The sequence below is a fragment of the Micromonospora phytophila genome, assembly GCF_023656545.1.
GTDB classification, from domain to species: domain Bacteria; phylum Actinomycetota; class Actinomycetes; order Mycobacteriales; family Micromonosporaceae; genus Micromonospora; species Micromonospora phytophila.
The window spans coordinates 1-5,575 of sequence record NZ_JAMOKF010000339.1 but is presented as its reverse complement, the minus strand read 5'-3'; the positions used below and the strand labels follow the sequence as shown (position 1 = coordinate 5,575).

Below are 5,575 nucleotides of genomic sequence, written 5' to 3'. Positions count from 1 at the left end.
CCCACGGGCCGGACTGCGGCGGCGGGGACCAGGCGGCCTGGGGCGGCGCGGCGGCCGGCGGCTGTCCGGTGACGCCCGGCGGGGGGTACGCCGGCGCGGACGACCGGGACGGCTCGATCCGGGGTGGCAACGGCCCGGGCCGGGCCGCCCCCGGCGGGAACCCGCCCTCCGTCGGAGCCGGGTCCGCCGACCCGTAGCCAGCAGTCATGATCGCCACGTCCTCCCCGTAGACGCTGTGCCGCCGGGCCCGATGATGCTGCACCGGCGCAACGGCTCGATGGAACCTACCTGCGCGAACGGGCTTTGTCTCCCCCGTTGTCCGGCTCCGCGCAGGACACCCGCCGGCCATCCGACCGACACGCACCGGACCGGCTGCACCCGTGGGATCGGGTCGCGCACTAGGGTTGTCAGGTGACCGACGAACCACCCCTGCGCCGTCGGGCCGCCGAAAGCCGTACGGGAAACCAAGCGAACCACCCGTCGTCGGCCCAGCCGGAGCCGGAGGACGCGGGGACCGAACCGACCGCCGACGGGCCCGTGCCGCTGATCGCCCCGCGCGAGGGCACACCCCAACCGGTGGCCACGCCGCGCGAGCTCGACGAGGTCCTGGCCCGCTTCGCCGACGGCACCGGCCCCGTCGCCCTGGACGCGGAGCGCGCCTCGGGCTACCGCTACAGCCAACGCGCCTACCTGGTACAGCTGCGCCGGGCCGGCGCCGGCACGGCGCTGATCGACCCCTTGCCGCTGCCCGACCTGACCGCCCTCGACAAGGTGATCGGCGAGGCGGAGTGGGTGCTCCACGCGGCCAGCCAGGATCTGCCCTGCCTGGCCGAGCTCGGGCTGCGCCCGCGCCGGCTCTTCGACACCGAACTGGCCGCCCGGCTGGCCGGGTTCGAGCGGGTCGGCCTGGCCGCGCTGACCGAGCAGCTGCTCGGGTTCAGCCTGGAGAAGCACCACTCGGCGGCCGACTGGTCGAGCCGTCCGCTGCCGGAGTCTTGGCTGACCTACGCCGCACTGGACGTGGAAATGCTGACCGACCTGCGCGACGCCCTCGACGAGGAGCTGACCCGGCAGGGCAAGTCGGAGTGGGCGGCGGAGGAGTTCGCCGCGCTGGTCCGCACCGGCGCCCGGCCGCCGAGGGTCCGCGCCGAGCCGTGGCGCCGCACCTCCGGCATCCACCGGGTGCGCGGGGCGCGGGCCCAGGCGAGGGTCCGGTCCCTCTGGTACGCCCGGGACCAAATCGCCGCCCGGCGGGACGCCGCCCCGGGGCGGGTGCTGCCGGACTCGGCCATCGTCGCCGCGGCGGAGCTGGACCCGAAGGACGAGAAGACGCTGCTCACGCTGCCCGGCTTCGGTGGCCGGTCGGTACGCCGGCTGGCCCGCACCTGGCTGGCGGCGCTGGACGACGCCCGGCAGCTGCCCGACGACGCGCTGCCGGTGGCGCCGGCCGTCGAGGGTCCACCGCCGCCGCACCGCTGGGCCGAGCGGGATCCGGTCGCGGCGGCCCGGCTGGCCCGCTGCCGTGAGGTGGTGGTCCGGATCGCCACCGAGCACAACCTGCCGCCGGAGAACCTGATCACCCCCGACTCGGTCCGCCGCCTGGCCTGGGTCCCCCCGGAGGAGGTCGACGAGGAGAGCGTGGCGGAGACCCTGCGCGGCTTCAACGCCCGCGAGTGGCAGATCGCCCTCCTCCTGCCCGACCTCACCGAGGCCCTCACCGATCCACCCCCCACCCCCTGACCTCTCGCGCCTCCGCGCCGGGCGTTGATCAAGAGGTTTGCGTCCACTGCTGGCCGTTCCCGGGACGCAAGCTTTCTTGATCAACGCCTTTGGGGTGCGGCGGCGTGCGCGGTGGCGGGGTGTGGGGTGGGCCACACGGGGGTGGGTGCCGGCGATGGTTACTGACGAGTAGCATCCGGGGGAACACGCCCGTGCCGGCGACCTTCATTCGATCCGTAGTGCCGCCTGTCGGCGCAGAGGCCGAATCATGGTCGAAAAGGAGGCTCAAGTGCCCCGTGAAGTCCGCGATGTCGTCTTCGTCGACGGCGTCCGCACCCCGTTCGGCAAGGCGGGTGGCATGTACGCCAACACCCGCGCCGACGACCTGGTGATCCGCTGCATCCGCGAACTGCTGCGCCGTAACCCGCAGCTGCCGCCCGAGCGGGTCGAAGAGGTCGCCATCGCCGCCACCACGCAGATCGGCGACCAGGGCCTCACCATCGGCCGCACCGCCGCCCTGCTGGCCGGCCTGCCCAAGACCGTTCCCGGCTTCGCCATCGACCGGATGTGCGCCGGCGCGATGACCGCGGTGACCACCGTCGCCAGCGGCATCGCCATGGGCGCCTACGACATCGCCATCGCCGGCGGCGTCGAGCACATGGGCCGCCACCCGATGGGCGAGGGCGTCGACCCCAACCCGCGGATCATCGCGGAGAAGCTTGTCGACCCGTCCGCGCTGGTCATGGGGGCGACCGCGGAGAACCTGCACGACCGGGTCCCGCACATCACCAAGGCCCGCACCGACGCGTTCGGGCTCGCCTCGCAGCAGAAGACCGCCAAGGCGTACGCCAACGGCAAGCTCCAGGACGACCTGGTGCCGGTGGCCATCCGCGACGACGAGAACGGCTGGGGCCTGGCCACCGTCGACGAGGCTCCCCGGGACACCTCGCTGGAGAAGCTCGGCACCCTGAAGACCCCGTTCCGCCCGCACGGCAGGGTCACCGCGGGCAACGCGGCCGGCCTGAACGATGGCGCCACCGCCAGCCTGCTCGCCTCCGAGGACGTCGCCCGGGAGCTGGGCCTGCCGGTCGCCATGCGGCTGGTGTCGTTCGGCTTCGTCGGTGTCGAGCCCGAGGTCATGGGCATCGGCCCGATCCCGTCGACGGAGAAGGCGCTGCGCATCGCCGGCCTGAGCATCGACGACATCGGCCTGTTCGAGCTCAACGAGGCGTTCGCCGTGCAGGTGCTCGCCTTCCTCGACCACTTCGGCATCGCCGACGACGACCCCCGGGTCAACCAGTGGGGCGGCGCGATCGCCATCGGGCACCCGCTCGCCTCCTCGGGCGTGCGGCTGATGACCCAGCTCGCCCGGCAGTTCGCCGAGCACCCCGAGGTCCGCTACGGCCTCACCGCCATGTGCATCGGCATCGGCATGGGCGGCACCGTGATCTGGGAGAACCCGCACTGGGAGGGTGGCAACAAGTGAGCGCGCTCACCGCACCGAACGAGGTCGTCACCCGGGCGCTGCTGCGCCCGGTGAACGTACCGGGGCTGGACCGTCCCGCCGCCCTGATCACCCTGGACAACGGCTTCGACCACACCAAGCCGAACACGTTCGGCCCGGCCGGCCTGACCAGCCTCGACGAGGCGATCACCGCCGCCCTCGCGGCGAACCCGGCGTTCATCGCGGTCACCGGCAAGCCGTACATCTTCTGCGTCGGCGCCGACATCGTCGGCCTGCCGGCGCTGGCCGACCGGGCGCAGGCGCTGGAGATCGGCCGGCTCGGCCACCGGGTCTTCGCCCGGCTCAAGGACAGTGAGATCCCGACCTTCGCCTTCGTCAACGGTGCGGCGATGGGCGGTGGCCTGGAGCTGGCCCTGCACTGCCACTACCGGACCCTCTCCGGTGGCGCGGCGGCGCTGGCCCTGCCCGAGGTCTCCCTCGGCCTGGTCCCCGGCTGGGGCGGCACGCAGCTGCTGCCGAACCTGATCGGCATTCCGGCGGCGACCCAGGTGATCATCCAGAACCCGCTGATGCAGAACAAGATGCTCAAGCCGAAGCAGGCCGCCGAGATGGGCATCGCGGACGTGCTGCTGGAGCCGGCCGACTTCCTGGAGCGATCCCTGGAGTGGGCCGCCGGCGTGGTGCGCGGTGAGGTCACCGTGACCCGGCCCGAGGTCGACCGGGACATGTGGGCGGGCGTGCTCTACTTCGCCCGGCAGACCCTCGACCAGCGGCTGCACGGCGCGGTCCCGGCCGCGTACAAGGCGCTGGACCTGCTGGAGACGGCGAAGGACGCCGACTTCGCCACCGGCACCGCCGCCGAGGACGAGGCCCTGGCGGACCTGGTCTTCTCCGAGGAGCTGCGCAGCGGCCTCTACGCCTTCGACCTGGTGCAGCGGCGGGCCAAGCGGCCGGCCGGCGCGCCGGACAAGGGCCTGGCCCGCCCGGTCACCAAGGTGGGCATCGTGGGCGCCGGCCTGATGGCCAGCCAGCTCGCGCTGCTCTTCGCCCGCCGCCTCCAGGTGCCGGTCGTCATGACCGACCTGGACCAGTCCCGGGTGGACAAGGGCGTCGGCTACGTGCACACCCAGATCGAGAAGGCCGTCAGCAAGGGCCGGATGGACAAGGGCACCGCCGCCAAGCTGTACGGCCTGGTCAGCGGCTCGGTCGACAAGGGCGTCTTCGCCGACGCCGACTTCGTCATCGAGGCGGTCTTCGAGGACCTGGGCGTCAAGAAGCAGGTCTGGGCCGAGCTGGAGAAGATCGTCAAGCCGGAGGCCGTGCTCGCGACGAACACGTCCAGCCTGTCGATCAGCGCGATGGCCGAGGAGCTGGAGCACCCGGAGCGGGTGGTCGGCTTCCACTTCTTCAACCCCGTGGCGGTGCTGCCGCTGCTGGAGATCGTCCGGGGCGAGCGGACCGACGACGCCACGCTGGCCACCGCGTTCGCGGTCGGCAAGCAGCTGCGGAAGTCCTCGGTGCTGGTCTCCGACGCCCCGGCGTTCGTGGTCAACCGGCTGCTGACCCGCTTCCTCGGCACGGTCTTCGCCGCCGTCGACGCGGGCACCCCGCTGGACGTGGCGAACAGCGCGCTGGACCCGCTGGGCCTGCCGATGCGCCCGCTCGCCCTGCTCCAGCTGGTCGGGCCGGCCGTGGCGTACCACGTCGGTGGCACCCTGCACACCGCGTTCCCGGACCGCTTCTCCGTCAGCGAGAACCTCAAGCGGATCGCCGACTCCGGTCAGCCGATCGTCGTCGACGACCGGATCGACGAGGACGTGGCCAAGCTGCTCGTGGTCGGCGACCAGCCGCTCACCGCCGAGCAGGTACGCCAGAACGCGCTCGACGCGCTGGCGCAGGAGATCCGGCTGATGCTCGACGAGGGCGTCGTCGCCGAGGCGCAGGACATCGACCTGTGCATGATCCTCGGCGCCGGCTGGCCGTTCCACCTGGGCGGCGTCACGCCGTACCTGGACCGGACCGGCACCTCCGAGCGGATCACCGGCCGGCGGTTCCTGCCGCGCGGGGTCGCCAGCCTGCGCGCCTGATCCACCCCTGCTCCCCCACGATCGCGGTGGTCGGCACTCTCCACGAGGGAGTCGCCGGCCACCGCGATCTGCATTCCGCCGGCTGGCGGCCCGGCGGGACGGGGCAGCGGGGCAGGCGGTCCGCTGGCTACCATCACCTGTTCTCATCCTCGCCTGGAGCTGATCTGATGTCCTCACCGCCGGCCGATCCCTGGTCCGGGCAGCCGGAGCCCGGTTCGCCCCACGGTTCCCACCCGCCGCACTGCGGCCACCCCGCGCCGCCACCGCCCGGTGACTGGTCCCGACCGTCGCACCCGGGCACGCC

General features: G+C 73.1%; 3 protein-coding genes and 1 pseudogene. All 4 read left to right on the top strand.

All coding sequences use genetic code 11. The features are described from left to right. A pseudogene (locus tag NCC78_RS26725) lies at positions 1-197 on the top strand (hypothetical protein); the annotation flags it as partial. A gap of 214 nt (positions 198-411) precedes the next feature. Then, a complete protein-coding gene (locus NCC78_RS26720; RefSeq protein WP_250797929.1) occupies positions 412-1,740 on the top strand; it encodes a ribonuclease D in 1,329 nt (442 codons plus the stop codon). Positions 1,741-2,008: 268 nt separating this feature from the next. Beyond that, complete coding sequence (locus tag NCC78_RS26715; protein WP_250797927.1) at positions 2,009-3,205, top strand: thiolase family protein; 1,197 nt, start codon at positions 2,009-2,011, stop codon at positions 3,203-3,205. Next, positions 3,202-5,271 (top strand): 3-hydroxyacyl-CoA dehydrogenase NAD-binding domain-containing protein, encoded by a 2,070-nt coding sequence (locus tag NCC78_RS26710; protein ID WP_250797925.1) that lies wholly within the window; start codon positions 3,202-3,204, stop codon positions 5,269-5,271. The genes NCC78_RS26715 and NCC78_RS26710 overlap by 4 nt, the downstream gene beginning before the upstream one ends. The last annotated feature ends 304 nt before the right edge of the window (positions 5,272-5,575 follow it).